24 protein-coding genes and 1 pseudogene are annotated in these 25,348 nt (G+C 65.0%); 11 read left to right on the forward strand and 14 right to left on the reverse strand.

Features of this window, described 5'->3' with window-relative positions; translation table 11 throughout:
• Positions 1-5 precede the first annotated feature (5 nt).
• Positions 6-857 carry an undecaprenyl-diphosphate phosphatase gene (locus RO07_RS00345; RefSeq protein ID WP_039407040.1) on the forward strand — a complete coding sequence of 284 codons (852 nt, stop codon included), beginning with the start codon at positions 6-8 and terminating at the stop codon, positions 855-857.
• A 295-nt stretch (positions 858-1,152) separates the two neighbouring features.
• Here the strand turns inward: RO07_RS00345 and RO07_RS00350 are convergent, their stop codons facing one another.
• Positions 1,153-1,407 (reverse strand): hypothetical protein, encoded by a 255-nt coding sequence (locus RO07_RS00350; RefSeq protein WP_039407043.1) that lies wholly within the window; start codon positions 1,405-1,407, stop codon positions 1,153-1,155.
• 210 nt (positions 1,408-1,617) lie between these two features.
• Entirely contained in the window at positions 1,618-1,800 is a 183-nt protein-coding gene (locus RO07_RS00355) for a hypothetical protein (protein WP_039407046.1), read from the reverse strand.
• Between the two features lie 333 nt (positions 1,801-2,133).
• Between RO07_RS00355 and RO07_RS00360 the strand changes: the two genes are divergently transcribed.
• The 3 genes from RO07_RS00360 to RO07_RS00370 all read left to right on the forward strand — a co-directional run bounded on the left by RO07_RS00360 (position 2,134) and on the right by RO07_RS00370 (position 4,804).
• A complete protein-coding gene (locus RO07_RS00360; protein WP_039407049.1) occupies positions 2,134-2,445 on the forward strand; it encodes a DUF4148 domain-containing protein in 312 nt (103 codons plus the stop codon).
• Positions 2,446-2,708: 263 nt separating this feature from the next.
• A complete protein-coding gene (locus RO07_RS00365; RefSeq protein WP_237171493.1) occupies positions 2,709-3,797 on the forward strand; it encodes an NAD-dependent epimerase/dehydratase family protein in 1,089 nt (362 codons plus the stop codon).
• Positions 3,794-4,804: an AraC family transcriptional regulator gene (locus RO07_RS00370; protein ID WP_039407051.1), complete on the forward strand. Its 1,011-nt coding sequence runs from the start codon at positions 3,794-3,796 to the stop codon at positions 4,802-4,804. Before RO07_RS00365 ends, RO07_RS00370 begins: the two co-directional genes overlap by 4 nt.
• Positions 4,805-4,813: 9 nt before the next feature.
• Here RO07_RS00370 and RO07_RS00375 read toward each other — a convergent pair whose 3' ends face one another.
• Together RO07_RS00375 and RO07_RS00380 are read right to left on the reverse strand one after the other, a co-directional pair.
• The gene (locus RO07_RS00375) at positions 4,814-6,091 is read right to left on the reverse strand and encodes a DUF445 domain-containing protein (RefSeq protein ID WP_039407054.1); all 1,278 of its coding nucleotides are present in this window, start codon (positions 6,089-6,091) and stop codon (positions 4,814-4,816) included.
• A gap of 129 nt (positions 6,092-6,220) precedes the next feature.
• On the reverse strand, positions 6,221-8,401 hold the full coding sequence (locus RO07_RS00380; protein ID WP_039407057.1) for a malate synthase G: 2,181 nt from the start codon (positions 8,399-8,401) through the stop codon (positions 6,221-6,223).
• Between the two features lie 487 nt (positions 8,402-8,888).
• Between RO07_RS00380 and pepE the strand changes: the two genes are divergently transcribed.
• Positions 8,889-9,587, forward strand: coding sequence for a dipeptidase PepE (gene pepE / locus RO07_RS00385; RefSeq protein ID WP_418303737.1), 699 nt, complete (start codon positions 8,889-8,891; stop codon positions 9,585-9,587).
• 206 nt (positions 9,588-9,793) lie between these two features.
• Here the strand turns inward: pepE and RO07_RS00390 are convergent, their stop codons facing one another.
• Positions 9,794-10,216 (reverse strand): hypothetical protein, encoded by a 423-nt coding sequence (locus RO07_RS00390; protein ID WP_039407064.1) that lies wholly within the window; start codon positions 10,214-10,216, stop codon positions 9,794-9,796.
• Between the two features lie 193 nt (positions 10,217-10,409).
• Here RO07_RS00390 and RO07_RS00395 point away from each other — a divergent pair, with 193 nt between their 5' ends.
• Positions 10,410-10,772 (forward strand): DUF2288 domain-containing protein, encoded by a 363-nt coding sequence (locus RO07_RS00395; RefSeq protein WP_039407066.1) that lies wholly within the window; start codon positions 10,410-10,412, stop codon positions 10,770-10,772.
• A 46-nt stretch (positions 10,773-10,818) separates the two neighbouring features.
• Here the strand turns inward: RO07_RS00395 and RO07_RS00400 are convergent, their stop codons facing one another.
• Both RO07_RS00400 and RO07_RS00405 read right to left on the reverse strand, forming a co-directional pair.
• Complete coding sequence (locus RO07_RS00400) at positions 10,819-11,193, reverse strand: hypothetical protein (protein WP_039407071.1); 375 nt, start codon at positions 11,191-11,193, stop codon at positions 10,819-10,821.
• A 49-nt stretch (positions 11,194-11,242) separates the two neighbouring features.
• On the reverse strand, positions 11,243-12,136 hold the full coding sequence (locus tag RO07_RS00405; RefSeq protein WP_039407074.1) for a LysR family transcriptional regulator: 894 nt from the start codon (positions 12,134-12,136) through the stop codon (positions 11,243-11,245).
• A 218-nt stretch (positions 12,137-12,354) separates the two neighbouring features.
• Here RO07_RS00405 and RO07_RS00410 point away from each other — a divergent pair, with 218 nt between their 5' ends.
• Positions 12,355-13,680 carry an MFS transporter gene (locus tag RO07_RS00410; RefSeq protein WP_084072807.1) on the forward strand — a complete coding sequence of 442 codons (1,326 nt, stop codon included), beginning with the start codon at positions 12,355-12,357 and terminating at the stop codon, positions 13,678-13,680.
• Between the two features lie 39 nt (positions 13,681-13,719).
• Here RO07_RS00410 and RO07_RS00415 read toward each other — a convergent pair whose 3' ends face one another.
• Positions 13,720-14,628: a LysR family transcriptional regulator gene (locus RO07_RS00415; protein ID WP_039407077.1), complete on the reverse strand. Its 909-nt coding sequence runs from the start codon at positions 14,626-14,628 to the stop codon at positions 13,720-13,722.
• A gap of 179 nt (positions 14,629-14,807) precedes the next feature.
• On the opposite strand from RO07_RS00415, the gene RO07_RS00420 reads away from it, so the two are divergent.
• Entirely contained in the window at positions 14,808-15,998 is a 1,191-nt protein-coding gene (locus RO07_RS00420; RefSeq protein WP_039407080.1) for an MFS transporter, read from the forward strand.
• 27 nt (positions 15,999-16,025) lie between these two features.
• On the opposite strand, the gene RO07_RS00425 is transcribed toward RO07_RS00420, so the two are convergent.
• Positions 16,026-16,877 (reverse strand): TOBE domain-containing protein, encoded by an 852-nt coding sequence (locus tag RO07_RS00425; protein ID WP_039407082.1) that lies wholly within the window; start codon positions 16,875-16,877, stop codon positions 16,026-16,028.
• A 288-nt stretch (positions 16,878-17,165) separates the two neighbouring features.
• Between RO07_RS00425 and RO07_RS00430 the strand changes: the two genes are divergently transcribed.
• The gene (locus RO07_RS00430; RefSeq protein ID WP_147284577.1) at positions 17,166-17,438 is read left to right on the forward strand and encodes a hypothetical protein; all 273 of its coding nucleotides are present in this window, start codon (positions 17,166-17,168) and stop codon (positions 17,436-17,438) included.
• 96 nt (positions 17,439-17,534) lie between these two features.
• Here the strand turns inward: RO07_RS00430 and RO07_RS00435 are convergent, their stop codons facing one another.
• The gene (locus tag RO07_RS00435) at positions 17,535-19,151 is read right to left on the reverse strand and encodes an EAL domain-containing protein (protein WP_039407088.1); all 1,617 of its coding nucleotides are present in this window, start codon (positions 19,149-19,151) and stop codon (positions 17,535-17,537) included.
• Between the two features lie 411 nt (positions 19,152-19,562).
• Here RO07_RS00435 and RO07_RS00440 point away from each other — a divergent pair, with 411 nt between their 5' ends.
• A complete protein-coding gene (locus tag RO07_RS00440; RefSeq protein ID WP_039407091.1) occupies positions 19,563-20,807 on the forward strand; it encodes an MFS transporter in 1,245 nt (414 codons plus the stop codon).
• A gap of 94 nt (positions 20,808-20,901) precedes the next feature.
• Here RO07_RS00440 and RO07_RS00445 read toward each other — a convergent pair whose 3' ends face one another.
• The 3 genes and pseudogenes from RO07_RS00445 to RO07_RS26835 form a co-directional block, all read right to left on the reverse strand.
• A complete protein-coding gene (locus RO07_RS00445) occupies positions 20,902-21,465 on the reverse strand; it encodes a hypothetical protein (RefSeq protein ID WP_147284576.1) in 564 nt (187 codons plus the stop codon).
• Positions 21,455-22,576, reverse strand: a complete 1,122-nt coding sequence (locus tag RO07_RS00450; protein ID WP_052266902.1) for an aminotransferase-like domain-containing protein — start codon at positions 22,574-22,576, stop codon at positions 21,455-21,457. Before RO07_RS00450 ends, RO07_RS00445 begins: the two co-directional genes overlap by 11 nt.
• 98 nt (positions 22,577-22,674) lie before the next feature.
• A pseudogene (locus RO07_RS26835) lies at positions 22,675-22,821 on the reverse strand (PLP-dependent aminotransferase family protein); the annotation flags it as partial.
• Between the two features lie 133 nt (positions 22,822-22,954).
• Between RO07_RS26835 and RO07_RS00455 the strand changes: the two are divergent.
• Positions 22,955-24,190: an MFS transporter gene (locus tag RO07_RS00455; RefSeq protein WP_218026552.1), complete on the forward strand. Its 1,236-nt coding sequence runs from the start codon at positions 22,955-22,957 to the stop codon at positions 24,188-24,190.
• Here the strand turns inward: RO07_RS00455 and RO07_RS00460 are convergent.
• Complete coding sequence (locus RO07_RS00460; RefSeq protein WP_052266905.1) at positions 24,174-25,124, reverse strand: MurR/RpiR family transcriptional regulator; 951 nt, start codon at positions 25,122-25,124, stop codon at positions 24,174-24,176. The genes RO07_RS00455 and RO07_RS00460 overlap by 17 nt on opposite strands.
• Positions 25,125-25,348 lie beyond the last annotated feature (224 nt).

The raw sequence follows: 25,348 nt of genomic DNA on the forward strand, positions 1-25,348 counted from the left end.
TGCGCATGGATTATCTGCAAGTACTGGTGCTCGCGATCGTGCAGGGCATTGCCGAACTGCTCCCGGTGTCGAGTTCGGCACACGTCATCATGGCCGAGAAGCTCATGGGGCTCGATCCGTCGGCGCCCGCCATGACCTTGTTGCTGGTCATGCTTCATACCGGCACGATGCTCGCGGTCATCGTCTATTTCTGGAAGTCGTGGCGTGAGCGCTACTTCTCGTCGAAGCAAGACTTCGTTCACAACGCCAAGCAGGTGATCATCGCCACCGCCTTCACCGGCGTGATCGGCCTCGCACTGATGCTGTTCATCGAGAAGGTACTCATGCGTGGCAGCGAGCACGCCGAGATCGAGCATCTCTTCGGCAATCTCTACATCATCTCCGCCGGCCTCGCGATGGCGGGCATCCTGATCCTGATCTCCGGACGCAAGCGAGCGCCGATGGGCGATCGTCCCATGCGCGGTGCGGACTCCGCCTGGATCGGTGCGGTGCAGGGGCTTTGCCTGCCGTTTCGCGGTTTCTCGCGCTCGGGCTCGACCATCTCGACGGGCATGCTGCGTGGTCTCGACAAGGTTCGCGTCGAAGAATTCAGCTTCGCGCTCGCCGTGGTGCTCACGCCGCCGGTGATCGTCAAGGAAGCGTATCGTCTGTACAAGTCGGGCGGTGCGCAGACGCTCTCCGGCCACTTCGCCACGGTGATCACGCCGAGCCTCGCCGGCATGGTGTTCAGCTTCCTCGCGGGGTTGATCGCGTTGCGCTGGCTCTCGCGCTGGCTCGAACACGGCCGCTGGTACCTGTTCGGCATCTACTGTCTCGTGGCGTCCGCCGTCGTGCTCGCCGCCAGCCAGGTGATGTGATGTGCGCCGGGGGCCCGGCCTCCGGCATCGCGCTGCATCGGATGTTGTCGTTCACCTTCACACCGGTCCCACTACGACCTCCAGGAACGAAGCATTCACGCGTGCCGCCCGACGAACGCCGTGGTCTCGACGCGGGCGTTGCTGGTTGACGAGGAAAGTGAGGGGTGACGGATCTCGGTGTCAGAAGCACGGCAGGCCGGTGGATGGCTCCCCGGCCTGCCGTTCTTTTTGCGCCGCGCCATACGGGGCGGCGCGTGGTTGGCGCCTACCGATGCCCTGTGACGCCTGACGACGATTACTGACCGAAGTAAATCGAGCCCGCGCGATTCACGCGGCCCGGCACTTCATAGACCGGGGCGACCGTGGTGGTTTGTTGCGCGGTCACCGGACCCGGCTGCGCTTGCGCCTGCACTTGCTGTTGTGCCTGCGTAGGCTGGGTTTGCTGGGCTTGTTGAACCTGGACGGCAGGTTGCGCGTTTTCGGCGGCGCTCACGGCACCTGTACCCAGCAATCCGGCGGCGAAGATCGAGGCGATCAGAGTGTGCTTCATTTTCATTTCTCCTGTCTGGCGAGACGTCCACCATGGGCGTCGTCATTGGGGCCAATCTACGCCCGCGAAACAAGGAGAAAAATGCGCATCCGGGGAAGGGCGCATTGCTGAAACGGAAATAATCAACCGTCGATCACGGCGATCCCGCCGACTCGTGAGCCCAACGGCATGCGACGGCGTCCGCCGGCGCTCTGCGGCGCCCGACGATGCCTAGCGACGTGTTACGCGCGCTTCCTGACGGCGCGAACGTGCGGCACGGCTGCGCAGATACGAGGCGGTAAGCACCGAAGCGCTCGCCAGCAAAAGGAAAGAACCGAGGGCAGCCATTGTCTTGCTCCTGTGTCGGTTGTCGTCGCCCGCGATGCGGCGCACCGGGATGACGGTCAACTTCATGATGTCACTCTACTGCCGACGCACTTTGCAATAAACCCCATTGACCTAAACAAGCTGTTGCGCATGGCGGCATTACGGTCAATTTCCCACCCAAACCCCATCGTCGGCGTGCCATCTGGACGTTTCAACGGTATTAAGTGTTTGATTTTCAATAGTTTTTTCGAATCGGACGATCGGTTGCGTTTTGTAGACGCTCAGTTGCGAAAAAACCACGGGTTTTCCCTAAGATTCACTCATGCCAACGCGACGGACCCTGCAACGCAGCAAAACGCGGCAGGTATCCCGAACGCTAGCTGATCACGAAAGTACACAACCATTGACAGGAGTATCACCATGAACACCCGTATCCTTGCTGCTGTTGTTGCTGCTGCCTCGTTCGTGTCGGCCTCTGCTTTCGCCGACGCTCGTTACAACGACAACACTCCCGACATCCAGGTCCAGGCCAGCCAACTGACGCGCGCTGAGGTGCGTAGCGAGCTGGCGCAAGCTGCCGCAGCCGGGCAACTGAACCAGGTCGAGACCGGCACGCCGCTGATCGCCGCCTCGCAAGCGCAGAAGGTTGCGCCGGCCAACGCGCTGACCCGTGCCGACGTGCGCGCCCAGTTGAACGACCGTGCCTTGCTCGACCGGGACAGCCGTTCGTAAGTCACGCGCTTACACGCTCACGCGCATCGCCTGCCCGCGATGCCACGCCGCCGGCCTTTCGGGGTCGGCGGTTTTTTCGTTCGTTTGGCGCACTTTGCAGACAGAATGTCATCCTTTGCGAGTGACGCCGTCGCTTTGCACAAGATAGTCTCCTGTTTATCGCTGATTCACCCATTTCACCGATTAACGCCGTTGTACCTGCGACCCGTCGTTCTGTCGGGTTGGGCATCCAGCAGACCGGCAAGGAGCTGTCCGTGAACAAAATCGAAATCGACAAGAACAAGCCGGTGATGGTCACCGGTGCGACCGGCTATGTCGCCAGCTGGATCGTCAAGCGGCTACTGGAGGAAGGCGTAACCGTTCACGCCGCCGTCAGAGATCCCGTCGACCGAAACAAGGTCCGTCATCTTGACGAGATGGCCGCCAAGTTGCCGGGCACCCTTCGTTATTTCGCGGCCGACCTGCTGGATCAAGGCTCCTACGCCGAGGCAATGGCTGGCTGTGGCATCGTTTTTCACACGGCTTCGCCGTTTACGCTAAACGTCCGGGACGCCCAGAAGGATCTCGTCGATCCAGCCTTGCTGGGGACGCGCAATGTTCTCGAAACGGCCAATCGGACGGCATCCGTAACGCGTGTCGTTCTGACCAGCAGTTGCGCGGCCATCTACGGCGACAATGCCGACCTTGAAAAAACCCCGCGGGGCGTCTTCACCGAGGAAGTCTGGAACAGCAGTTCGTCTCTCACGCACATCCCCTATTCCTATTCGAAGACGGTCGCCGAGCGTGAGGCGTGGGAGATTGTCGGGAAACAATCCCGTTGGAATCTGGTGGTGGTCAACCCGAGCCTTGTCATTGGCCCGGGGCTTAACGCCCACGGCACGTCGGAGAGCTTCAACATCGTGCGGCAGATGGGGGATGGCCGCATGAAGGCCGGCGCTCCGGACATCGGAGTGGGCGCGGTCGACGTTCGGGACCTGGCGGAAGCGCACCTGAGAGCCGCATACTTGCCCAAGGCGCAAGGCCGCAACATCATTTCCGGGCACAACACTTCCCTCCTGGAAATCGCCAGCGCGCTTTTGCCGAAGTTCGACGCTTACCCGGTGCCGCGTCGTACGCTGCCGAAGTGGCTGGTGTGGCTCGTTGCCCCGCTGGTGGACAAGACCACCACTCGCAAATTCGTGTCGCGTAACGTTGGCTTCCCCTGGCGAGCCGACAACGGCAAGAGCGTCCGGGATCTCGGCATGGTCTATCGGCCCCTGGCGGACTCCATCCAGGACATGTTCCAGCAAATGATCGACAACGGGTTGATTCCGAAGCGCCCGGGCGCGATGGCCACGAGAAACGGAACATGACGAAACAAGCCGCGCACTTCGTCGTCCAGCCGGGCTGGCGGTTGTTGCTCGCGGACATCGGGGTGGATTCCGCCCGTGTGTTGCGTCACGCAGACCTGCCTGCCGATCTGTTCTCTCGCCAGGAGGCGACCATCACGCCCGCCCAGTTTTTTCAACTATGGCGAGCCATCGAGCAGGTTGCAGGAGACGGCATGGCCCTGCCGCTCAAATTGGGCCAGGCAATCTCCGTTGAGGCCTTCGATCCTCCGATTTTTGCCTGCTTGTGCAGTCCCAATCTCAACATCGCCTTCCAGCGTCTGGCGGCCTTCAAGACGCTGATCGGCCCCATGGCGCTCCTGGTCGACGTGGGCGCCAGCCAAACTTCGGTGACGTTGGAATGCTATGCGGACGCCGGCCCTATCCCGCGCAGCATGGCGGCTTCCGAAATGATCTTCCTGACGCAATTGGTCAGGCTTGCCACGCGCCACCGCGTTGTTCCCAAGGAGATCACGCTTGCGGAACTTCCTGATCACCTCGAGCGCTACGAGGACTATTTTGGCGTCGTGCCAAAAGCGGGCCAGGATATCCGACTCACGTTCTCGAAAGAGGATGGCGCGCGTCAATTCCTGACCGCCAACGATTCCATGTGGGCGTTTTTCGAGGCGGGCTTGCGCGAGCGTCTGGCGGCTCTGGACACGACGGCAACCATGAGCGATCGCGTCAAGGCCGTGTTGCTGGAGGGACTTCCCTCCGGGCAGTACGCGGCCGACGATGTCGCGAAACAGCTGGCCGTCAGCAAGCGCACCCTGCAGCGACAATTGAGCGAAGAATCGACATCCTTCAAGGAAGTTCTCAATGCCACCCGCCAGCAACTTGCGGTTCACTACCTTCGGACGCCCACCATCTCACAGGGGGAAATCGCCTTCCTGCTTGGATTCCAGGACGTCAACTCGTTTATTCGGGCGTTCAAGGACTGGCGAGGTGTCACGCCGGGAGCCTACCGGCATGAGATGCACAACAGGCACTAGCCCCCTCTCCTATGCGCCCCTCGCGAGCAACTCCGGCGCCTGTGCGATGAGATAGAGCACGGCGCCGATCAGCCCGCCGACGAGGGTGCCGTTGATGCGGATGTACTGCAGGTCCTGCCCGACGCTCAAACGAATCTGGCGGGACAGATGCTCGGCGTTCCAGCCATGCACCGTGGCCCGGATATGTTCGGTCACGAAATCGGCAAAGCCCGGCGCCATGCGTTCGGCCGCATCCAGCAGTTGCGCGTCGAGCGCGCGGCGCAGCGAATCGCTACGCGCGAGCTCCTGTCCGATCCACGCCGCCGCGCCCGTGATCTTCGCCCCGATCACCGAATCCGCCCGCGTCAGATCGCGCTTCACCCAGTCGCGCCACTCGTTCCACACGCCGCCCACGTAGGCGTTAAGCGCCGTGTCGCCTTTGAGTTGCGTCTTGAAGACGTCGAGCTTCGACTGCAGTTCGGTGTCGTGCTTCAAGCGCTCGATCAGACCCGACACCGCACGATCGAAGGCCTGACGCAACTGATGCGACTCGTCTGCCTCCATCTGCGCGAGCAGGCGCACGACTGCCGCCGAAATCATCTCCGCTCCCTTGTCGCCGATCCACTCCGTGGGTAGCACCTTTTCCTTTTTCGGATGGTCGACCTTGAGCCAGTCGACGATGCGCGCCGAAATGAACTCGCGCGTGTCCGGCTCGTTGAGCAGCGCGACGAGATAGTCGAGCGTCTCGTCGAGCAACGCCTGATGACGACCGTCGCGCGTGAGCGCATCGAGAATGGCCGCGGTCGACTGCGATATGTCGAGCCGGTCGACGATCGTGTCGAGCGCGCGGCGTATGAAGGCCTGCACGTTGCGCTCGTCCATCACGTCGAGCACGCCGCCGGCCACCTTCACCAGCACGGCGCTCAACTGACGCGTGTTCTCGTAGGAGCCGAGCCAGTGCGATACGGCATCGGCCGGGTTCTGCTGCCGGATGAGGCGCACGACCGTGGGCGTATCGAGAAATTTCTCCCTGACGAAACGTGCGAGACCGTCGCCCAGCGCATCCTTCTTGCGGATCAGGATGTTGGTGTGCTGCGAGAGTCCCGGAATCGGGATGCGTCGAAACAGCGCTTCGACAGCGAACCAGTCGGCCAGTCCGCCCACCATGGCGGCTTCGGCGGCGGCGCGAATCCAGCCGGTGACGAAGTGCGGCGGCATGAACAGCGTGGCGATGAAAATGACCAGCGCCACGAGGAGAAAGGACAGGGCGCGCCGCTCGGCGCGTTGTAGGGCGATGGCGGGGTCCATGCGCAACCGGCTCCCGAAAAAACAAGGACGCCCGACAGGTTACCCCGCCGGGCGCTCGATGATAAGTGCCGCGTCGATCGACGGACGGGCGGCATCGCCTTGCACGATGCCGCCCCCTCGACGCGGTGCTTACCCGCGCTGCTTCGCCTTCAGTTCCAGACGGTACTTGTGCAGCAGCGGCTCGGTGTAACCGTTGGGCTGGGCGAGCCCTTCGAACACCAGCGCGCTGGCTGCCTGGAACGCCAGCGAGTCGCTGAAGTTCGGCGCCATCGGGCGATAGGCCTTGTCGCCGGCGTTTTGCTTGTCGACCACGGCCGCCATGCGCTTCAACGTCTCTTCGACCTGCTCGCGCGTGATCACGCCGTGACGCAGCCAGTTCGCCAGATGCTGGCTCGAGATGCGCAGCGTGGCACGGTCTTCCATCAGGCCGATGTCGTTGATGTCGGGCACCTTCGAGCAGCCGACGCCCTGATCGATCCAGCGCACGACGTAACCCAGAATGCCCTGCGCGTTGTTCTCGATTTCCTTGCGGATTTCGTCGGCGCTCCATTCGGCCTTGGCCACCACCGGAACGGTCAGCAACCCGGCGAGGAGGGCGTCGCGCTCCTTCGCGTAGTCGATCTTTTCGAGCGCCTGCTGCACGGCCTGCACGTCGACCATGTGGTAGTGCAGCGCGTGCAGCGTGGCCGCGGTCGGCGACGGCACCCAGGCGGTGTTCGCGCCGGCCTTCGGATGAGCGATTTTCTGTTCCAGCATGGCGTGCATCAGATCCGGCATGGCCCACATGCCCTTGCCGATCTGCGCGCGGCCACGCAGACCGGCAGCCAGACCGACGAGCACGTTGCTCTTCTCGTAGGCGGTGATCCACGCCGACGACTTCATGTCGCCCTTGCGCATCATCGGACCGGCTTCCATCGCGGTGTGCATTTCGTCGCCCGTGCGATCGAGGAAGCCGGTGTTGATGAACGCCACGCGCGCGGCAGCCGCCGCGATACAGGCCGAGAGGTTCACCGAGGTGCGACGCTCTTCGTCCATGATGCCCATCTTGAGCGTGTTGCGCGGCAGTGCGTAGAGGTCCTCGATGCGGCCGAACAACTCGTCGGCGAACGCGACTTCGGCCGGGCCGTGCATCTTCGGCTTGACGATGTAGATCGAGCCCGTGCGCGAATTCAGTCGCAGCTTGCGGTCGTGCAGCGCGGCGAGCACCGTCACCACGCCATCGAGAATGCCTTCGGGGATCTCGCGGCCGTCGCGGTCGGTGATCGCCGGGTTGGTCATCAGATGGCCCACGTTGCGGATGAACAGCAGCGAGCGGCCGTGCAGCTTCACGGGCTTGCCATCGGCACCGGTGTACTCGCGGTCGGCGTTCAGGCGGCGCGTGAACGACTTGCCGCCCTTGTTGACTTCCTCCGTGAGCGTGCCTTGCATCAGGCCCAGCCAGTTGCGGTAGAGCTCGACCTTGTCGTCGGCGTCCACGGCGGCGACCGAGTCTTCACAGTCGATGATGGTCGTGACGGCAGCCTCGACGAGCACGTCCTTGATATGGGCGGCGTCGGTCTTGCCGATCGGATGATTCGCGTCGAACTGGATTTCGAAGTGCAGACCGTTGTGCTTGAGCAGCACGGCGCCCGGCGATGCGACGTCGCCCTGGTAGCCGATGAACTGCGCCGGCGTGGCGAGCGACGTCTCGCCGCCCTTGGTGGTGACGACGAGCTTGCCGCCTTCCACGCGATAGCCGGTGGCGTCCTTGTGCGAGCCCTCGGCAAGCGGCGCGGCCTGGTCGAGGAAGCCGCGCGCGAATGCGATCACGAGTTCGCCGCGTTTCGGGTTATAGCCGTTGCCCTTCTCGGCGCCATTGGCTTCCGGGATGGCGTCGGTGCCGTAGAGCGCGTCATACAGGCTGCCCCAGCGCGCGTTGGCGGCGTTCAGCGCGTAGCGCGCGTTCGAGAGCGGCACGACGAGCTGCGGACCGGCCTGCTCGGCGATTTCGTAGTCGACGTTGGCGGTGGTTGCCTTCACGCCGGCCGGCGCGGGCAGCAGGTAGCCGATCTTTTCGAGGAAGGCGCGGTAGGCGGCGGCGTCGGCGATGGGGCCCGGATGGGCGCGGTGCCAGGCGTCGATCTCACCCTGCAGACGGTCGCGCTCGGCGAGCAGGGCGCGGTTCTGCGGGGCGAGATCGTGAACGATGGCATCGAAACCGCGCCAGAACGCGTCGGCATCGACGCCGGTGCCCGGCAGGGCTTCCTTTTCGATGAACGCGATCAGATTGTCTGCGACCTTCAGGCCGCCACGCTGGGAAGTGGAAGTCATGATGCTGTACTCGAGTTTGAAAACCAGTTTGACGCGACTTCGTCCATCGATCCACCCAGGCGCTTGCGTTGCGACGCAGGTCACCTCGACAGTGCGGCTGACGATAAGGGGCAGTCTTATATAAGAGTCTGAGTGTAATCTTTCTGTGGGCGCTCGAAAACCCGGGATTTCGAGCCGCGGCACTGCCCCAGCTTATAGGTGGCATAAGGGTTTGCGTATGACGTCCACGCGACGAGGCTTCGCGCGCCATGCCGTTTTTTCCGTGTGCAATTGCAGCATTCGGTACGGCTTTTCATCTTGTGAGAAATGACGTCGAAAGATGGCGAAGCGGCCACTGGCGAGCGTTCCGAATTTTTTGACTTTGCCTTCGGGCAGGGGTGCACGGGTTACGCTATGCGGTTGCATGACGACATATGCAAGAACCGAGATTCCCGACACCCCCGAAAAAGTTTCTGCCGAGGAGGCATGAATCGTGAAGCAAATACTGATGATGAGCAGCTCCCGCAAGGGCAACCTCGGCTACATGGAGCATGCGGACGAACAACTCCACGTCTTGCTCGAGGGACGCGCCAAACGCGTGTTGTTCGTGCCCTATGCCGGCGGCATCACTTTCAGTTACGACGAATACGAAGGACGCGTGAAGCCGGTGTTCGAGCGGCTGGGTTACGCGCTCGAATCGATCCATCATCACAAGGATCCGCGGGCGGCCGTCGAGCAGGCCGAAGCCATTGCCGTGGGTGGCGGCAATACCTTCGCGTTGCTCGATCGCCTGTACAACGCCGGTCTGGTGGGCCTGATTCGCGAGCGTGTGAATGCTGGCGTGCCCTACATCGGCTGGAGCGCCGGTTCGAACGTCGTGTGCCCGACGATTCGAACGACCAACGACATGCCCATCGTGGAGCCGCCCACGCTCAAGGCGCTCGACCTGATTCCGTTCCAGGTCAATCCGCACTTCATCGGCGGCAAGCCGGCCGGTCACAACGGCGAATCGCGCGAAGAGCGTTTGGCCGAGTATCTCGCCATCAATCCGGACGAGTCCGTGGTCGGCCTTCCGGAGGGCACCGCGCTGCACGTGCAGGGGGAGAACGCCACGGTGCTCGGCGAGTTCGATGCGCTTCACTTCAAGCAGGGCGGCGCCATCGACAGGATTGCGACGGGCAGCACCTTCGCGCTCGCGTCGATCTAAACGGCGGTTCATGAGGCTCGGCGACAAATTCGATAACGCGCCGGGCAGCATCCGTTCGAGCGCAGTGGGCCGGCAGGGCCCATGGCCGGACGGCGACGCCGGAAAACGACACCGCCGCCCGGACGTGAGCCACGGGCGGCGGTCGGACAACCTTCATGGCAGGGGCGGCGCTGCGCAGCCTCTGTTGCGAATGGCCGTTGCGGCGATCAGGCGTCGTCGTCGAGCCAGGGCACTTCGACGTCGGTCAGATGTGCGACCATCGCCAGTGGGCGTGCTTCATGACGCCCCATCCGGCCGTCGGCACGATGCCACACCACCTGGAACGTCTCCGGGTACCTGTCGGCGAGCAACTGCACGGTGCGCAATTCCTCTTCGTCAGCTTCGTCGATAGGACCGTCGAACGACAGCACCAGCGACTGCGGCCACACGCCGTCTTCCGGATCGTAGACCTTGTCGCCGTTCGGCACGTCCACCACCGCTTCGACGCCGATCGTCGCCGAGGCTGCCACGATCATCTCGCCAAGCGCGCGCAGCAGCGCCGTCGCACGTGCGGAGTTGATCTGACGCATGGCGAGATCGCCGCGCGTCAGGGCTTGTTCCAGCTTGGGATCGGTTTTTTGTTTGGACATGCGGTTCCTCGGTAAAACGTTGACCACCGCGCGACGGCGATGTCATATCACTGCGACATCAGCGCCATGCGCGGGGTTCCGATGCTACCACCGTCGCGCACGCCGGGGCGCATTACAATGCGGTTTTCGTTATCTGTCGTCCCCGGGAGTCAGTCGCTCGTCGATCTGTGCCGCTCCGGAGTCCCACCTCGCCATGGATTCGCGCAAGCCCCCCCAATCAGCCCAAACTCCCGACGCCTCGCAAGCCGCTCCAGCGGGTGCGAGCGACGTCTATCTGCGTTTGTTGGGCGAGACCGCCAAGATCGATTGGAAGGACCTGGAATCGTTTTTCGCGCGAGGCGTACTGTTGTATGTCGCGCCCGGCGTCGACCTCGTGTCGGTCGCGGAGGCGGTGGCCAACGACGACACGTCGACCGTGTCGCAATGGCTCTCGTCCGGCATGGTGCAGCGCATGCAAGCCGAACAGGCGAGCGATTTCACCGCTCGTACGCCCGAGTTGTGGGCGGTCGTCGTCGCGCCATGGGTGCTCGTGCAGGAGCGTGGCGCGCTCGCCTGAGCGCTCCTCACGTCGCCTGTCGTTCTTGTGTCCCCGTGTTCCCGTTCTATTCCGTGATGCCTGCTTCGACGAGGCGTCGCGTGCAGTCCTCGAGCAAGTCCTGCGCCACGACCGACGCGTAAGCATAGTCCGCGTCGAGCGACTCCATCATTTCATGCGCCGTGTAAAGGCCGGCTTCGCGCGACAGCGCTCCGGCCAGCTCGCGCGCGAAGTCGTCGCTCAACGACGAAAGCAGACGGCGCTCCTCCAGCGGCAATTGCAACTTGGAACGCGATAGCCACATCTGCGCAAGCGTCGCGCCCTGTTTGTCCGTCATCCACTGACCATGCTCGTAATATGCCGACAGACGCTCGGCCGTGAGCGCGAACAGCAGTGCGCGGCGGGTGTTGAAATTCAGACGGATCGGTGTGGCTTCCGGCATGACGGCAACCGCAATATGCGGACAAAATCGGGATCAGGGGGCAAAGGTATCACGCAAAGAGCCGCAGCAGCGCATTGCGCGCGTGGCGGATGAGTTCGGTCTCGTCGGCGCGTCCGGGCAACAGGTGGAACTCGGCGCGCGGCAGCGGCGGCAACCCGAGCGACGGCGGGCAGACGACGAGATCGGACGTGAGCGCCGATTCGTTCAGACACGAGATGCCGAGACCCGCGCCGAGGGCCAGTTGCATGCCCGCCACGCCGGCGGCGGAATGCGAGACGCGATACGGCACCTTGTGTTTCTCCAGCACGCCGAGCACCAGGCTCTGCAACGCGCAAGAAGGCGGCAGCGTGACGAGCGGCAGCGGTTCGCCGACCGGTTCGGCGAGCGTCGACGACATCGCCCAGACCAGGCGCTCGCGTCGCACCAGCGTGCCGGGTGTGCGATAGCCGAGCGCCTTCGCTCCCTTGCCGACATCCTCGTTCATCAGTCGCAACGCCAGCCCCACGTCGAAATGCTCGCCGGTCAGTGCCGTGCGCTCGATCTGCGCGCTTTGCATCGCGCTCACGTGCAGGCGCAGACGCGGATACAGGCTGGTGAAGCGCTTGAGTACGCGACCCACATCGTGCGGACGGTAGTAGTCAGTGATGGCGATACGCAGCTCGCCGTCGAGCAACACGCCTTGCAGATCCTCGAACGCCGCTTCGGACAGCGCCGAAATCTGACGTGCGTAAGCGAGCAGACGCGTGCCCGCCGGCGTAGCGCGCATGCCCTTGCGCGAGCGCACGAGCAGCGGCTGGCCGGCGCGTTCCTCCAGCTTCTTGAGCTGTTCGCTCACCGTCGATTGCGACAGAAAGATCTGCTCCGCCGCCGCTGAAATGCTGCCGGCGTCGTGAATGGCGATGAAGGTGCGCAACTGCGTGAGATCGAAGGCGCGGGTGGACATGGCGGGTCTCGAAGGGATATCGCGCCGACAACGGATCTCGGGGGAATCGACGTTGATCCGGAAAACACGATATAAGGCATCGAATTTTCCCGCTTTTCCGATGGATTGTCCATCCGTACGATGCGGAGCGTAGCACTCGGCTCCGCCCGACGGCAGTGCCCGATGCCCTCGATCTCTTCTTTGCGCCGCGCGCCCGTGGGCCGCGCACCGTATCACTCATGAGCGAACGACTTTCCTGTACTGCCGCCGTGCCATCTCCCGTTGCAACGGCGGCCTCGCCTGTTCTTGGCCGCAATCATCGCTGGAAGGTGCTCGGCGTTGGGGTTGCGGCCAACGCCAGTTTCGCCGCCGCACTTGGCGGCATTCCCGCGACGGCCGTGCAAATGCGTGCGGCCTACTCGCTGGCGAACGCGGACCTCGGCATCGTGCTCGGCATGATCGGGCTTGGCATTGCCATTTCGGAGCTGCCCTGGGGCATGCTCACCGACCGCTGGGGCGACCGGCGCGTCCTGCTTGCCGGCTTGATGGTGACGGCGGCGGCGCTTGTCGCGCTCGGCCTGTGGGGCGTGCCCACGCCGCACTACGTGCCGTCGATGCCAATGCTCGCGGCGGGGATGCTCGCGGTCGGCGTGCTCGGCGGCAGCGTCAACGGTTCGAGCGGCCGCGCTGTCATGCGCTGGTTTCACGATAACGAGCGGGGGCTCGCGATGAGCGTGCGGCAGTGCGCCGTACCGCTCGGTGGCGGTATCGGCGCGTTGCTGCTGCCGGGGGCGGCGCTGCATTTCGGTTTCGGGGCGGTGTACTTCGGCCTCGCCATCGCATGCTTCGCGGCGGCGTTCATGGCGTGGCTGTGGCTGCTGGAGCCGCCTGAAGAACCGCACGAAGCGTCGCGTGACGTTCGCGGGGGCAGCCATGCCTCCTCGGCCGGCAGACGCACGGGCGCGAGCTATTCGCCGTTGCGCGATGGCCGACTGCTCGGTACCGCGCTCGGCATGGCCGTGCTCGCGATGCCGCAAGTGGCGGTGCTCACCTTCGGCACGGTGTTTCTGCACGACTTCGCGCATGTGAGCGTGGCGACGATCTCGCTCACGCTCGGCGTCGTGCAGACGGGGGCTGCGATAACGCGCGTCTGGAGTGGACGCTACACGGACAGGCGCCGCAACCGCCCGCAATACCTTCGCGTGTGCGCCGTTGCCGTGGGCGCCGTCTTTGCCGCGCTTGCCGTGCTCGTCGCGTGGCTCGGCCGCCATCCCGAGTGGCTGGCTCACGGTACACCGGTGATGATCGTGCTGCTCGTCGCGGGCGGTGTGGTGGCGTCGGCATGGCATGGGGTGGCGTTCACCGAACTGGCGACGATGGCAGGGGCTTCCCGCGCGGGCACGGCGCTGGGCATCGGCAACACCGGCGTATTCCTGACGATGTTCCTCACGCCGTTGTCCATCCCGCTGCTGCTCGCCCTCGGCGGCTGGGGCCTGGTGTGGGCGGGCGGCCTGATGTGCGCCGCGCTGGCGTGGCCGCTCTTCGTGTGGTCGCATCGGCGCTGACCTCGGCGGCATCGCTCGCGCTGGAGGTCGTGCGGCGCGTCAGGGGAGATGGATGTTCGCGACCAGAAAGTCGAGGAATGCTCGTACGCGGGCGGGCAAGTGTCCGCCCTGCCCCACGTACACCGCATGCACGGGTTCGAGATCGCCGGGGTTGTAGTCTTCGAGCACGGTGACAAGCCGTCCGGCGCGCAGATCGGCATCGACGTGATAACGCGAATGGCGCGCCAGACCCAGTCCTTCGACGGCAAGCTGGCGCATGATCTCGCCGTTGCTCACGAGCATGTTGCCGATCTGGGAGTAGTGCGTGACACCCCCGGCGCCGTCGAGAAACGGCCAGCCTTGCACCTGCCGGTCGAAGTTGAACGCCATGACGTTGTGGTGGATCAGGTCGGCCGGCGTGCGCAGCGGGCCGTTGCGCGCCAGATACCCGGGCGACGCCACCACGTGCACGCGGCTCTCGCCCAGCTTGCGCGCCACCAGCCGCGAGTCGCGCAGCGGTCCCGCGCGAACCGCGACGTCGGCCCGCTGTTCGAGCAGGTCGACGACGGTGTCGGTGAGCGTGAGATCGAGACGAATCTCCGGATACCGCGCGAGAAATGCCGGGATGACCGGCAGCAGATAGTGCATGCCGATCGGCACGCTCGAATTGACGCGCAGCAGACCGCGCGGCACGGCGCCCGCCGCCACCTCGCGCTCGGCCGCTTCGATGTCGGCCAGTACCCGCACGGCGCGTTCGTGAAAGGCCGTGCCTTCGGGCGTGAGCTGCAGACGCCGCGTGGAACGATTGAACAGCCGGGTACCCAGGCGGGCTTCCAGTCGCGCGATCAATTTGCTGACGGCGGATGGCGTCATGCGCAGCGCGCGCGCCGCCGCCGAGAAGCCGCCCAACTCCACGACACGCACGAAGACTTCCATATCGCCCGAGCGATTGACGTCCTGTCGACCCATCGGCTGTGTCCTCGCCCCTTGTTGTGACTGACTTTGCGGGTTTCTGTGACTGTAGGTCACAAATGATTTTCCTTTGCGCAGTCTATTTCATCAATGCGAGGGCGTCTATATTCCGCTCATCGGTTGGCCGCTGTGACCTGGATGGCGTGACCGTTCCCAATATCAGACAGGAGTTTTCCGTGCCCATCGCCCTTTACGCCCTGACCGCCGGTGCCTTCGGCATTGGCGTGACGGAATTCGTCATCATGGGTCTGCTGCTCAACGTCGGCGCCGATTTCGGCGTATCGATCGCGGCGGCGGGTCTGCTGATCTCCGGTTATGCCCTCGGGGTCGTCGTCGGCGCCCCGCTCATGACGACCGCCACCGCCCGCTGGCCGCGCAAGACCGTGCTGCTCGTGCTCATGGCCATCTTCACCATCGGCAACGCGGCGTGCGCGCTGGCGCCGAACTATACGGCGCTCATGGCCGCCCGCGTGCTGACGTCGTTCGCACACGGCACGTTCTTCGGCGTCGGCTCCGTCGTCGCGACCGGTCTCGTATCGCGCGAGCGCCGTGCCTCGGCCATCGCCGTGATGTTCACCGGCCTGACGGTTGCCAACATTCTCGGCGTGCCGTTCGGCACCTGGCTCGGACAACACTTCGGCTGGCGCGCGAGCTTCTGGGCCGTCACGCTCATCGGTGCGCTCGCCTTCCTCGTGATCGCCGGGTTCGTGCCGAAGATCGCCGCCCCGAAGGACGCCGGCGACTGGCGTGCCGATCTGCGCGCGCTGGCACGCCGCCCGGTGCTGCTCGGTCTGCTGACCACGGTGCTCGGTTGGGTCGGTGTGTTCGCGGTGTTCACTTACATCGCGCCGCTGCTCATCGAAGTGACGGGGTTCCCGGAAGGTGCCGTCTCGCCGATTCTGCTGGTCTTCGGCGGCGGCCTGGTCGTCGGCAACCTGTTCGGCGGCAAGCTCGCGGATCGCCACGTCGTGCCCACGGTGCTCGGCAGCCTGTTCGTGCTGTCGGTCGTGCTCGGCCTGATGACCTTCACCCTGCACTCGCGTTGGCCGGCCATCGTGTCCGTGGCGTTGCTCGGCGCCGCCGCCTTCGCGACCGTGGCGCCGTTGCAGCTGTGGGTCATGGAGAAGGCGTCGGGGGCCGGCGAGAGCCTGGCATCGAGCTTCAACATTGCCGCGTTCAACCTCGGCAACGCAATCGGGGCGTGGCTCGGTGGCTTCGTCATCGAACACGGCCCGGGTTTGACGGCGGTGCCGTGGGTGGCGGCGCTCGTACCCCTGGCCGGTGTCGGCGTGGCGGTGCTGAGCCTGCGACTGGATCGTCGCGACGTCAGATCGCTCACGCCGGTTTGCGAGAATCCCGCGTCGTAGTCTGCGCGACGGCCCGATGCGTCAGCGTCAGGCCAATACCCCCACGATCACACTGGCGGCCGCGAATGCGGCCGTCGCGTTTGTGCCGACGTTCAGTCCGCGTGCGCTCAGCGTCTCGTGCGGCATGACGGCGGCCAGCCGGCTGCCACCAGGCAGGACGAGGATGATCTCCGCCTGTCCGGCGTCGTCGGTGACGGCGTCGACGACACCCGCGAGACGATTCGCCGTGGGCAGTCCGGCGAGGTCGGCGCCGCGTGCCACGTCGATCCATGGCGCCTTGATGAGCGCGAACGCTTCACCGCCGACGGCGAGTCCGAGCGTCTGCGTGCTGTGATGCGTCAACGAGGCCGTGATCGTCTCGCCGCCGGGCAGGGCGAGCGTTACCTCGTCGTTCACGCCGTGCGGCCGGATGCCCGAGATCGTGCCGTGCAACTGGTTGCGCGCGCTGGTCTGGAGGGCGAGCCGGGAGATGAGGGGCCATTGCTCGTCGAACTGCTCCAGATCGCTGGCCACACGCGCGAGGAATTGCCTTTGCGCAGTCTCCACGGCCCGGAACGCGGCGACGAGCTTGGCGCCGCGTGCCGTGAGCCGGGTACCGCCACCGCCGCGCCCGCCCGTACTGCGCTCGACGAGCGGCTCGCCGGCGAGCTGGTTCATGGCATCCACGGCATCCCAGGCGGCCTTGTAGCTCATGCCGGCCGCTCTGGCGGCCGCCGTTATCGAGCCGTGCGTGGCAATGTGCTCGAGCAGGGCAATGCGCGCCTGACCGCCCAGCGATGTATTGCCCCGATGCAGCCAAAGCGAGCCGCTCACTTGCAGGTTGTCGGTCATTTCGTTGTGTAAAACATCGTCCGGCGTTGAAGAAGGTTCGGAAACCATAACGCTTTTATCGATTCAATACAGCAGGTCGTCGCGTCTGGAAGGGATGGAAAACCGGCTCAGCCGACCGTGTGGTTTGCCATCCGCGTCGAGCCGCGGTTCGACGTCGAACCGGGAAGTGTTGCGGCGCACCAACGAAGCGAACTTCGGACGTCCTGCTGGGGGACGAATGGGGGACGTTTCTCCTCTACATTGATTTCGCCGCATGCCCCCCCAAGCCGGTCGGTGCCGTATCGGTCAGGACTCCAGGTCTGACGCGAATCGACTGGGAATGCGACGTTCACCGAAGTGCCCACTCACCTGACACAACAGAAACGGGGTGAAATGATGCGCGTCAGGAATATCAAGGAAACGGTTGACGGGGCTCGATATTATCGTCTGGTTCGCACGCTGCCCAACGGCAAGCGGCATCAGATGCAGATTTCTTTTTCCGCCGGTGAAATGCGCTTCAGGCGCTTCGTTGCGCAACGCCTGTGGTTGCTGCGCGCCGAGATGCGGGACAGTACGCGGGCGGCCGCCACGCCTGCCCCGCGCAACCCCATGCCTCAGTTGGTCTTCTAGTCGGACGATCGCCTTACAGGTCGCCGCACCGGCAGCTTTCCGCCGGGCGGCGGCGCTCGCCGATGGGGGGGGATGACATTGCCCGACAGACGGCTCTTAGCCCGTCAGGCGCGGTGTCGTCGGCAGGATCGATGAGATCGACGTGGGGGACGCCGGCTTGACGGCCGCAAGCCCCGTGCCGGCGTTCGCGATGGCGAACTGCACCAGCTCGTCGAATGCAATCGGCCGCGCGAACAGATACCCCTGCGCATAGGTCACGTTGCGCTCGCGCAGATAGGCGGCCTGCATTTCGTTCTCCACACCTTCCGCCACGATCGTCATCCCCAGCCGCTCGGCCAGATGAATGATCGAATCGCAGATATTGCGCGTGACGACGTCGTCCGCGGTCACCGGCAGGAATTCCTTGTCGATCTTCAGATAGTTGAAGTCGTAGCGCTTGAGATAGCCGATGGAGTTGTTCTCGGCGCCGAAGTCGTCGAGTGCCGTCTCGATGCCACGCCGCTGAAGTTCGGCCATCACGTTGCGCGCGGCGGCGGTATCGCGAATCACGTAACGCTCGGTGATTTCGGCGACCAGCGGATAGGTCTCGTTGAGCGAGCCGTAGTAGCGCTCGATATCGCTCACGATCGTGGTGTCGCGCAGATGCCGCTCGGCCAGGTTGATGCCGATATGGAAGCCGGCTGGAAGGGCGCCTTTCGACACGTCGTTGCGGATCTGGCGCAGCAAGGCTCGCGTGAGCTCGATGATCAGGCCGTTGCCCTCGGCGATCGGAATGAAGGCGTCCGGCCGAACGAGGCCGGCGACCGGGTGGTGCCAGCGCACGAGCGCTTCGCTTCCCGCGCAACGGCCGGTCGCCAGTTCCATCACGGGCTGGTAGTAGACCTTGAATTCATTGCGCTTGATGCCGTGCGCGATCTGGCGACGCATGAACTGTGCGGGGCCGAGATGGCGAAACGTCAATATGCCCAGCAGGAAGGCGACGACGCTGCCGAACGCCAGGAAGATCGGCGCCTGGTTGGCGGCGAGCGAGCGCATGAGCGACGGACTGCCGGCGAGCGACGTCACGAAATGCTCCGATACGAGCGTGACCTGCGCTCCGCGCGTGGCGACGCCGGCCGATTCGAGGCGCGGGCCTTCCGAGGTGAGCGCGACCTTGCCGACGCTCATTGCCGTCCAGGCGAGATCGCTGCTCTTCACGCTATGCAAGGTTTCGGTGAGGTACACGCCGTCGACGAACCCAAGCACGCCGTCGGTGGCCGAGGTCGGCACGTAGATCGCCAACGCGGGCGAATCGCTCACGTAGGGCGAACCGCCGACGAGCAGGGCGCGCGTGCCGGTCAGCATGGGTACCAGATCGGCCGGCAGCGGCATGTTGACCGCTTCCTGGGTGCGAACAACCGACGAACAATAAAGCTGGCCGCGCGAGACGAGAAAGATCGAGCGGAAATAGGGACTGAGCGTGCCGGCGGCCTGGAGAGAGCTGCCGACCTCGTGGCATGAACGGCCGACCCACGGAGTTGCGCCCCGCAGCGTGCCCTCGGCCTGCGAGACGATCCGTTCGAGCGCATCGCGCTGGCGTCCGGCTTCGTCGCGAAGGATCGACTGCGACATGTGATAAATGCGCAGCCAGCCCAGGAAAAGGACGACAACGAGCGTGACCGCCACGACAAGCCCGGTCACCAGCCACTGCACGACTCTGGAGTGTTGAATCATGTTTTGCTGTCAACCATGGAATGAGTGGAGCCCGGGCGTGTGCTTCGTGCTGCACGGCACAACTCGTCAATTGACTCTACACGAATCCCCGACGGCGTCCAACGCCCGATAAACCCGCAGGAAACGTGGGGGAAGGTCCGAAGAATCGCCCGGGGGGGACATCCATCGGGAAAGCGCTGCCAGTCGCTTGTCGATTCGCGCAACAACGCAGCGAACGGCCCCTTAAGCGAAATGCCGGGATGGCGGAATCGCGACAAAACTTGGCGTAACGACGATTTACGCATGCTCTACACTTCACTTATTCAATTTCTGGCGAAAAATGGGATAAATCCTAAGTTTTACGCATATCTGCACGAAATCCGCCGGAAAGTCTGCGTTTTCCAAAGCCATTGACGTCAGTCTGTTCATTCCATGTCGAGTCAACCTGCATCCACCCTCTCCGGCGCCTCTGCGCCGGCTGCCCAGGGCACGGCATTCCGCGTGCTGTCGGCGATCAGCTTCTCCCATTTGCTCAACGACATGATTCAGTCGTTGATTCTTGCCATCTACCCGCTGCTGAAGGCCGGTTTTGATCTGAGTTTCGGTCAGGTCGGCCTGATCACGTTGACGTACCAGATCACGGCGTCGCTGCTGCAACCGGTGGTGGGTCTCTACACCGACAGGCATCCGAAGCCGTACTCGTTGCCGGTCGGCATGGGCTTCACGCTGGTGGGGCTGCTGTTGCTGGCGATCGCGCCGAATTTCGGTGTTCTGCTCGTGGCGGCCGCGCTCGTCGGCATGGGGTCGTCGGTGTTCCATCCGGAGTCGTCGCGCGTGGCCCGCATGGCCTCGGGGGGCCGTCATGGCATGGCGCAGTCGTTCTTCCAGGTGGGCGGCAACGTCGGCTCGTCGCTCGGTCCGTTACTCGCTGCGCTCATCATCGTGCCGCATGGCCGCGGCAGCGTGGCGTGGTTCTCGGTGGCGGCGCTCGTCGCGATCGTCGTGCTGTTCCAGGTGAGTCGCTGGTACGCGGTGCAGCGTGCCGCGAGCAAGGGCAAGCCGGCCGCGCGACGTGGCGGCACCGTGCACCTGTCGCGCGGCAAGGTGATGTTCGCCATCGGCATCCTGCTGCTGCTGATCTTCTCGAAGTACTTCTACCTTGCGAGCATCAGCAGCTACTTCACGTTCTACCTGATCAGCAAATTCCACGTGTCGGTGCAAAGCGCACAGGTGCATCTGTTCGTGTTCCTGTTCGCGGTGGCCGCCGGCACGATGATCGGCGGCCCGTTGGGCGACAGGATCGGTCGCAAGTATGTGATCTGGGGCTCGATCCTCGGCGCTGCGCCTTTCACGCTGATGCTGCCGTACGCGAACCTGTTCTGGACGGGAGCGCTCACGGTCGTGATCGGTCTGGTGCTGGCGTCGGCGTTCTCGGCGATCCTCGTCTATGCGCAGGAACTGATCCCCGGCAAGGTGGGCACGGTCTCGGGGCTGTTCTTCGGTTTCGCCTTCGGCATGGGCGGTGTGGGCGCCGCCGTGCTGGGCGAGCTCGCCGACACCACGAGCATCGACTTCGTCTATCACGTGTGCGCCTACCTGCCGCTGCTCGGCATCGTGACGATTTTCCTGCCCGACATGGAAGGCAACGAGCGTCGCAAGGAGACGGCGGCAGCCTGAGCCGCTCGACGGCTGCCCCATGAAGAACGCCGGTCCGAAGCCGCTTCGGGACCGGCGTTTTTTTGCGCCTGACTCGAGATTCGAGGCGAGCGAATTACGGCGCGGCGCGCTTTTGCAGTTCCCAGCGACCGTCGTCGCCCTTCTTGCAGGCGGACAGCTTGAGTTCGACCTCTTGCCCTTTCGCGTTGAGCTGCACGATCAGGTCGCGGCAGGTCTTGTCGCCGATCTTCTGGGTGTTGGTCGGCGTCAGTTGGGCGATGACGCCGGCTGGATTGCGCGTCGCCTTGCCGTCCCACGTGAGGGTGTCGTTGTCCTGTTTCTTGGACAATGCTTCGTTGGCGGCCTTCGCGAGCGCTTCGTTGTCGGCCTTGCGCAGATACGCCAGCGGGGAGTTGCTCATGAAGGCCAGGTTGGAGGCGGCAAACGCCGGCACGGCGACACTTGCGCCAATGACGAGCGCTGTGCCAAGCGCGATCGAGTGGGCACGCGACGAGCGGAATTGCGACATTCGGAATCCTTGAGATTGTCGACAGGGGACGGATCCTGCGCGATGCCGCGACGCCTGAAACACATCGCGCGCCTCGGGCGCGGACGCCACCGCCGCAGGGAGCACGACGATCATAAAAGAAACCGGCAACGGCGTCACCTCAACACGCATGCGCCCATGAGCGCATCACGTCGGCGACTTGCCGCAGGGCGGCTTCCAGCACGGTGTCGCTGGACGGCGATCCGAGTGCGATACGGATCGCCGCGGGCGCCGTCTGCCCCGGTGCGGCAAAGGCATCGACCGGCGTCACGGCGATGCCGCGCGCTTGCAGCGTGGCGACGACGTCGTCGCAGCGCACATGAGCGGGCACGGGAAGGAGACGGTGAAACGCACCGGCGTAGCCCGTCGAGCCGAGGCCTTCGAAACAGGTCTGCGCGAGGGTCTGACGCCGCACGGCCAACGCGCGCTTGCGCGCGATCCAACCATCGAGCGTGCCGTCGCCCAGCCAGCGTGAGGCCAGTTGCGCCATCAGCGGCGCAGCACTCCACACGCTCGCGCGTATGGCGGCGTGCACGCGCGACACGAACGCCGGCGGCGCGATCAGATAGGCGATGCGCAGCCCCGGCGCGCCGGGCTTCGACAGGCTGTACACCTCGAATGTGCGCTCGGGCGCGAGCGCGCGCAGCGGCGGCGGGGCGTCGGGCACCAGGAAGCCGTACGCACTGTCCTCCACGAGCAGAAGATCGTGACGTCGCGCCACGGCCACCAGCGCCTGGCGTTGTTCGAGCGGCATGACATCGCCCAGCGGATTGTGCAGCGTGGGCATCGTATAGACCACGCGCAAGCGGCCCGCGCGCATCCGGCAGCGTCTGTCGAGGGCCGACGGATCGAGTCCGCCGGGCGCCATGGCCACGGCCGCGAGCGGGATGTCGCGCAACGCGGCCAGCGCCTTCCACCCCGGATAGGTCAACGCTTCGACACCCACCGGCTCCCCCGCGCGACAAAGCGCCAGTTGCACGACGTCGAGCGCATGCTGGCCGCCGGCACAGACGACGAGGGTGTCGGGAGACACGGCAACGTCGTCACGGCGCGCCAGCCATTGGGCAGCCGCCGCGCGGTCGGCGCGATGCCCGTCGTGCGGCGTATGCGCGAGCAATGCACTGAGGTCGCCACCCGCCGCCGTTTCGCGCAACGCTTGCCGGAACGCGTCCGTCTGTTCCGGCAACACGGGATAGTTGAACGCCAGATCGACGCCACCCACAGCACCCGGGCCGGGGCCCATTGTGCGAACGCGGCGGCCGCACCCACGGCGGGCGAACGCACGAACGTGCCGCGACCGACTTCGCCCACGGCCAGGCCGCGCCGCGCGAGTTCGGCATACACGCGCGTGACGGTGGACGTTGCGAGCCCGTGCGCGTCGGCGTACTCGCGTTGTGGCGGCAGCCGGGTACCGGAGGCGAGTTCGCCCGACGCAATGGCGGCGGCGAGACGTTCGACGTGTTCGAGATAGCGGGCGTGGCCGGCCATGGGGCGGAAAATTGATCTCAGGACAATTCAATAATTGCACTGACTTCGTGCGCTGACAATACTAGCCGCTGCATGGCGGTTACTGCTGCCGTCTCTTAATGTCGTCCCCAATTTTCCGTTCTTCGATTTCTTCATGTCTCGCCAATCGCCGCACCGCCCGGGATCGTCCGCGATGAACACCGGCCCCGACGCATTCCGCCATGGCACGCCGCCCTGGGCGATCCCGCTGCTCGCGCTGCAACTTTTTCTCGTGACGTTCTCCGTCAATCTGCAAGCACCACTGGTGCCGCACTACGCGGCGGCCAGCGGCTACGGTGCCGGCGCGCAGGCGTTGGCCTTCGCGTGCTACGTGGGCGCGCTGGTGCCGGCACTGCTCTTTCTGGCGGGATTGTCGGATCGCATCGGACGCCGCTTGCCGTTAGCCGTCGCACTCCTGCTCGGACTGGCGGGCACATGGTTGACGCTGCGCTGGCCCTCGCTCGTCGCGCTTGGCGGCGCGCGCGCGTGCTACGGACTCGCGACGGGACTGGTGGCAGGCAGCGGCACGGCGTATATGACGGAACTGTATGGCGAGCGCGAAGACGCCGCCGCGCGCGGCGCGGCGCTGGTGGCGGCGTCCACGTCGCTGGGCTTCGGCATGGGCGCGCTCGTCACGGGCGTTTGCCTCGTGGTGGCGCCGGCGATGCTGCCGCCGCTGAGCCTGCCGGTGTATCTGCCATTCGCGCTGGTGGCGGCGGTGGCCGTCGTGGCGTTGCCGGCGCCCGCCCGCCATCCCGACGTGCCGTGGCTGCGTTGGCCGGTGCTCGCGCCGGGCACGGTGCCGCTGGGCGTGGCGATCCTGCTGGCCTGGGCGGCGGTCGGCGTGGTGATCGGTGTCGTGCCGGCGGCGCTCGCCGCGCATGGCCATGCCGCGTGGTCGGGCTTTGCGACGTTCTTCGTGATTTCGACGGGCCTGCTGTTTCAGCCCGCGGCGCGCCGCATGAACCCTGTGCGCGCCGTGCGCACGGGACTGGTGCTGGTGCCGCTCGGTTTCGTGGTGCTGGCCCTGGGTGTGATCCACGCGAGTTTGCCGGCGCTGCTGGCCGGTGCGGCCATTGCGAGTTCGGCGTGCTACGGCTTCACGTATCTGGGCGGGCTGGCGGCGGTCAACGCCGCGGTCGCCCCGGTATTGCGCGCGCGAGCGGCCGCAGGCTACTTCCTGTTCGCGTACTTTGGATTTTCGGTGCCGGTGATCACGAGCGGCTGGCTGGCCGATCGTTTCGGCATGCCCGTCGCCCTGGCGTTGTTTGCTGTCGCGTTGAGCGCGGGCAGCGTCGCCCTCGCCGTGGCGCTGCGCCGCGAGCCGGCATCGGCTACGCGCCCGATTTGACGCGCTTGCCGCGCCCGGTCTTTCCGCCACCGGTGCCCCTACCCCTGCCACTGCCGGGGCTGACGTAAGCCCCGGTGCCGTGCAACTGGTCCTCGGCAAGTTCCAGTGCCCGCACGGCGCCGCGCCCCTTGCGCGCGAGCAGCATTTCCACGAGCGTTTCCACCACTGCAATGCCTGCCGTGATGGACGGAAAGAACGACGGGCTTTCATGCGAGAACAGCACCGTCACGTCGGCGCCGAGCGCGAGCGGCGAGACCGTGGAGTCCGTGAGCGCCAGGACTCGTGCACCGGCGGCACGCGCCGCCTGCGCGACGATCAGCGCTTCGTTCGAATACGGAGCGAAGCTGATCACCACCACCACATCGCGCGCGGACAGCGCGCGCAATTCCATCTCCAGCGTGCCGGCCTCGCCGCGGATCAGATGCACCGTCGGCCGGAACAGCCGATAGACGTACTGGAACGTGAACGCGATCGGAAAGCACGCGCGAAAGCCCGCCACGTGGACGGTGCCCGCCCCCGCCAGCAAATCGACGGCGGCGCCCAGCGACGCATTGGCTCCCGCCTCGGTCAGATCGAGGTTGTTGTGCTGCACGCGGAACATCTCCGGCACCATGCGCGCCGCATCGCCTTCGCGGATCACCTGCCGCGCGCGGCTCGCGTAAGGCTGCGGCCCGAGCCGGATCGATTCGAGAAAGAGCTCGCGCAGACCATGCCAGCCCTCGAAGCCGAGATGCTGCGCGAGCCGCACGAACGTGGCGGGCTGCACACCGGCTTGCGAGGCGATCGCCCGCATCGAACTGATCGGCACCTGCTGCGGATGATCGAGCAGGAAACGTGCGCCCGCCTGGAACTGTGGACTGAGGTGAGGGTAACGTTCGCGCAGCAGCGTGTTGAGCTGTTCGAGCGTGTGCGGCAGCGCGGTGGCTTTGGTCATTGGGAGATGGCAACACGGCGTCGGAATGGTGTAACGATTGTTGCATGAAATGCCTCGGGCGCGCACGCGCTTTCCCCATCGGGTGTGGGCTGCACGGAAACATCGAGTGTGATAGCGGTATTGCGCGGAGTGTTGCGTTGTTGATGTGTGTGAAACGTATGTTGCAAGTGATGGGCGATACGCCTACACTAGGCGGCATCGTTCGCACGTCGGTGTGCCGTGCG

The sequence above is a fragment of the Pandoraea pulmonicola genome (assembly GCF_000815105.2).
Taxonomy (GTDB): Bacteria; Pseudomonadota; Gammaproteobacteria; order Burkholderiales; family Burkholderiaceae; genus Pandoraea; species Pandoraea pulmonicola.

Excerpts from the sequence above, each read along its gene's own strand:
- RO07_RS00450 (WP_052266902.1), bottom strand. The coding sequence starts at position 22,576 with ATGGGCCCCGGCCCGGGTGCTGTGGGTGGCGTCGATCTGGCGTTCAAC.
- RO07_RS00425 (WP_039407082.1), bottom strand. The coding sequence starts at position 16,877 with ATGGTTTCCGAACCTTCTTCAACGCCGGACGATGTTTTACACAACGAA.
- RO07_RS00390 (WP_039407064.1), bottom strand. The coding sequence starts at position 10,216 with ATGTCCAAACAAAAAACCGATCCCAAGCTGGAACAAGCCCTGACGCGC.
- RO07_RS00370 (WP_039407051.1), top strand. The coding sequence starts at position 3,794 with ATGACGAAACAAGCCGCGCACTTCGTCGTCCAGCCGGGCTGGCGGTTG.
- RO07_RS00445 (WP_147284576.1), bottom strand. The coding sequence starts at position 21,465 with ATGCGTGTTGAGGTGACGCCGTTGCCGGTTTCTTTTATGATCGTCGTG.
- RO07_RS00410 (WP_084072807.1), top strand. The coding sequence starts at position 12,355 with ATGAGCGAACGACTTTCCTGTACTGCCGCCGTGCCATCTCCCGTTGCA.
- RO07_RS00440 (WP_039407091.1), top strand. The coding sequence starts at position 19,563 with ATGTCGAGTCAACCTGCATCCACCCTCTCCGGCGCCTCTGCGCCGGCT.
- RO07_RS00350 (WP_039407043.1), bottom strand. The coding sequence starts at position 1,407 with ATGAAGCACACTCTGATCGCCTCGATCTTCGCCGCCGGATTGCTGGGT.
- RO07_RS00415 (WP_039407077.1), bottom strand. The coding sequence starts at position 14,628 with ATGGGTCGACAGGACGTCAATCGCTCGGGCGATATGGAAGTCTTCGTG.
- RO07_RS00375 (WP_039407054.1), bottom strand. The coding sequence starts at position 6,091 with ATGGACCCCGCCATCGCCCTACAACGCGCCGAGCGGCGCGCCCTGTCC.
- RO07_RS00395 (WP_039407066.1), top strand. The coding sequence starts at position 10,410 with ATGGATTCGCGCAAGCCCCCCCAATCAGCCCAAACTCCCGACGCCTCG.
- RO07_RS00380 (WP_039407057.1), bottom strand. The coding sequence starts at position 8,401 with ATGACTTCCACTTCCCAGCGTGGCGGCCTGAAGGTCGCAGACAATCTG.
- RO07_RS00455 (WP_218026552.1), top strand. The coding sequence starts at position 22,955 with ATGTCTCGCCAATCGCCGCACCGCCCGGGATCGTCCGCGATGAACACC.
- RO07_RS00435 (WP_039407088.1), bottom strand. The coding sequence starts at position 19,151 with ATGATTCAACACTCCAGAGTCGTGCAGTGGCTGGTGACCGGGCTTGTC.
- pepE (WP_418303737.1), top strand. The coding sequence starts at position 8,889 with ATGATGAGCAGCTCCCGCAAGGGCAACCTCGGCTACATGGAGCATGCG.
- RO07_RS00345 (WP_039407040.1), top strand. The coding sequence starts at position 6 with ATGGATTATCTGCAAGTACTGGTGCTCGCGATCGTGCAGGGCATTGCC.
- RO07_RS00460 (WP_052266905.1), bottom strand. The coding sequence starts at position 25,124 with ATGACCAAAGCCACCGCGCTGCCGCACACGCTCGAACAGCTCAACACG.
- RO07_RS00360 (WP_039407049.1), top strand. The coding sequence starts at position 2,134 with ATGAACACCCGTATCCTTGCTGCTGTTGTTGCTGCTGCCTCGTTCGTG.
- RO07_RS00400 (WP_039407071.1), bottom strand. The coding sequence starts at position 11,193 with ATGCCGGAAGCCACACCGATCCGTCTGAATTTCAACACCCGCCGCGCA.
- RO07_RS00355 (WP_039407046.1), bottom strand. The coding sequence starts at position 1,800 with ATGAAGTTGACCGTCATCCCGGTGCGCCGCATCGCGGGCGACGACAAC.
- RO07_RS00405 (WP_039407074.1), bottom strand. The coding sequence starts at position 12,136 with ATGTCCACCCGCGCCTTCGATCTCACGCAGTTGCGCACCTTCATCGCC.